Genomic DNA, 3,562 nt, shown 5'->3' with positions numbered 1-3,562 from the left:
TCTAAAAATTATTTAGGTATAACTATCTAAAAACTGGATGGATGTACTACAAATTAAAAAGCCTTTCCTGTGCAGAAATAGGAAAGGCTTTTTTGTTCCTGTTAGGAGTTAAACCAAGGTCATGGTACCTAGAATACGATCACCTTTTGCCCCAGTCACGGCAGGTAAATTACCACTTAACTGTTGGCAAAAACGCATCGCTAACCAAGCAAACGCCGTCGCCTCTACCCAGGTCGGGTTCAAACCTAAATCGGCTGTGCTTTGCACGGTCCACTGATGTTTGCGTAAACGCCAGCGTAACTGTTCCAATAGGTAGGAGTTATAAGCACCACCACCGCAGACGTAGACTTCGCCTGTATCCATGCCAGAACGGTAAATGGCTTTTTTAATGGCACGTGTGGTCAGCTTTAATAAAGTCGCTTGTACGTTTTCAGGATTATCTTCGAGTTCGTCATATTCCACATCATTGCGCCAATCTGCAATTTGCTCATCTAGCCATTCCAAATTAAAGTCTTCGCGCCCCGTACTTTTTGGCGGTTCTTTAGAGAAAAATGCATGCGCTTGCAATCGATCTAGTAAGCTGCGAATCGGGTGTCCATAAGCAGCCCAGTTGCCATTTTCATCATACGGCTGACCTGTATAACGCTCACACCAAGCATCCATTAAAATATTGGCAGGCCCTGTATCAAAACCAGATACTGCTTCAGGCTGCCCCGCAGGTAATAAGCTGACATTGGCAATACCGCCTAAATTTAAAATAACCCGATGAATACTCGAATGTTGAAATAAGTTTTGATGGAATGCGGGTACTAAAGGTGCACCTTGTCCACCTGCGGCCATATCACGACGACGAAAATCTGAAATTACAGGAATTTGTGTGATTTCGGTGATGATATTGGGGTCACCAATTTGCAAGGTAAAGCCATGTTCGGGACGATGACGAATCGTTTGACCATGTGAGCCAATCGCTTTAATTTGAGATTTATCTAGTTTATTTTTTTCGATCAGACTATTAATGCCATGACCAATCATGGTGGCCAAAGCTACATCGGCCTTGCCCATGCGGTCAATTTCATTGTCATCAGGCAAAGTCAGTGCCATGAGTTCATCACGTAAATCAGGGTCAAACGGCAAAGTTAGGGTGGCGTGGAGTTGCAGTGGATCAAAAGAAGCAGCAACAAGATCGACACCATCCATGCTTGTGCCCGTCATTACCCCAATATAGATCGCTGTCATGGTTATTCTATAGCCTGCAATATGCTGAAAAAGTGTTAGTATATCGCACAAATTGAATAACTGATGTGTTTGGATTTCGTGATGTCAAATTTCCTGCCGGCTGAAGAACAACTTGCTCTCATTCAACGAGGCACGCATGAAATTATTTCTGAAGAAGATCTTCTGAAGAAATTAAAAGAGAATCGTCCTTTAAAAATTAAGGCGGGTTTTGACCCGACAGCACCTGATTTACACTTGGGGCATACGGTATTAATCAATAAATTAAAAGTATTCCAAGACTTAGGTCACGAAGTGTTTTTCTTGATTGGCGACTATACGGCCATGATTGGTGATCCAACAGGTAAAAGTGCAACTCGTCCGCCGTTGTCACGTGAAAAAGTTTTGGAAAATGCCAAAACTTATCAAGAACAGGTTTTTAAAATTCTTGATCCTCAGAAAACCAAAGTGGTGTTTAACTCTGAATGGTTTGCTACAAAAACTGCAGCCGATTTAATCCAATTGGCATCGCAGCAGACTGTAGCACGCATGTTGGAACGTGATGACTTCACCAAGCGTTATAACAACCAACAACCGATCGCGATTCACGAATTTTTGTATCCATTGGTACAAGGTTATGACTCGGTGGCCTTACAAGCCGATGTGGAGTTAGGTGGTACAGACCAGACCTTTAACTTGTTGATGGGACGTACCTTACAAGGTCGTTATGATCAAGAAGCGCAAGTGTGTATCACGGTGCCAATTTTAGAAGGTTTAGATGGCGTCAATAAAATGTCTAAATCTTTAGGCAACTATATTGGCGTGTTTGATGCACCGGGTGCGATGTATCAAAAAGTCTTGTCGATGCCAGATAGTCTGATTGAGCGCTATTTTGAATTACTCAGCTTCAAATCGATGGAGGAAATTGAAGTGTTGCTCAAAGAAATGGCAGAAGGTCGGAATCCTCAAGAAATCAAAAAGATTTTGGCACTCGAATTGGTTGAGCGTTTCCATGGTAGCGAAGCCGCAGCCAATGCCCATAAAGGTGCGGGTAATATCATTACCGAAGGTGAATTACCTGAAGGTACGCCAGAAGTCACGATTTCGCGTGCTGAATTTGGCGGTGAATTATTTATTGCTTCTATTGTACGTGCTGCGGGTTTAACTAAAAATGCTGCACAAGCCAAAGATGCTGTGGCGCGTGGCGCAGTGAAAGTAGATTGGAATGTAGTCGATGCAAGTTTCTCGGTCAAAGAAAACGCAACATATATTATTCAGGCGGGTAAAAAAGCCATTGCCAAAGTCACATTTACGGACTAGATCCATTCTAAGTGATTGAAATAAAAGCAGGCTTCGGTCTGCTTTTATTTTCTGTTTGGTATATTAATTATATGAATAAGTAAATTCAAAAAAAACCTTATAAAAACAACACTTAAATTTTTCCAAGCAGCTTGCATTTTTGCTCAGTTATGTATAAGATTTACCCATCTAGACACAGTGTACAAAACAGATCTAGAGGGTACTTATAACTATAGCTCCACAATTTACAAGTCCCTTCCCCAAGGGACTCTTTTTTTCGTATAACTATAATAATGATATATGGATCGCATATAGATTCAACTCCGAGGGAGAGATTTTGGGAGAGATCTCTTTCTTTTTTTTGCCTCTAGTTTTGTTGTGGTTTATATCTAAAGGTAAAATGTAAGATTACTTCTCTTTGTTTTATAAAAATTTTCTTAAAACTTTAAGACCTAAATTCAAAATTCAAAGCTAAAGCTACTTTTATACGGCAAAACCTCTTGTAGGTAGTGCATGTGGATGGCGCGATCTAAACTTGTTGAATAGAGGAGTAGACTCATTCGACTTGAAATCAATAATGTAAATGCTGAACACCAACTTTTAATCAACGGACACAAGACCCCCACACTGTTATGAAATCTATGTGAGATCTACGTCGTCTTTACGAATGTGATTTGGGATAATGCAAAAAGCACTTTTAACAGAGATGTAAAATTTTTTAGATGTCGCAAGACAAAAAGAATCATATACATTGGCAATCCTTGATTACAGCCTGCAAAACTTGACCGATTTGAGTCCATAAAAGTATGGATGAAAAAGTCCTGTTTACTTTGTAGATGGGAGTTTTTATTTAAATTTGATGAAAAAATAGCTAAAAAATTAAAAAACCAAGCATTTTTGTAGAAAAAAAATACATACGTGAAAAATATTCTAATTTTGGGCTTGCAAAAATTTTGAAATTCCCTAGAATGCACTCATCCCGACGCGAAACAGCCTACGAACTTAGCTTACAGGGTTAAGTTGTTAGAAGTGTTTTGCGTTAAAATTTCTG

Annotated in this window: 2 protein-coding genes; one reads left to right on the top strand and one right to left on the bottom strand. The window is 39.9% G+C overall.

All coding sequences use genetic code 11. The features are described 5' to 3' along the window. Positions 1-108: 108 nt before the first annotated feature. Entirely contained in the window at positions 109-1,236 is a 1,128-nt protein-coding gene (locus VF675_RS13470; RefSeq protein WP_168526448.1) for an anhydro-N-acetylmuramic acid kinase, read from the bottom strand. A gap of 63 nt (positions 1,237-1,299) precedes the next feature. On the opposite strand from VF675_RS13470, the gene tyrS reads away from it, so the two are divergent. After that, a complete protein-coding gene (tyrS, locus tag VF675_RS13465; protein WP_440205367.1) occupies positions 1,300-2,532 on the top strand; it encodes a tyrosine--tRNA ligase in 1,233 nt (410 codons plus the stop codon). Positions 2,533-3,562: the final 1,030 nt, after the last annotated feature.

Source organism: Acinetobacter sp. Lyrl_1 (assembly GCF_051948795.1).
Taxonomy (GTDB): domain Bacteria; phylum Pseudomonadota; class Gammaproteobacteria; order Pseudomonadales; family Moraxellaceae; genus Acinetobacter; species Acinetobacter towneri.
This window is presented reverse-complemented; position numbering and strand designations above follow the sequence as displayed.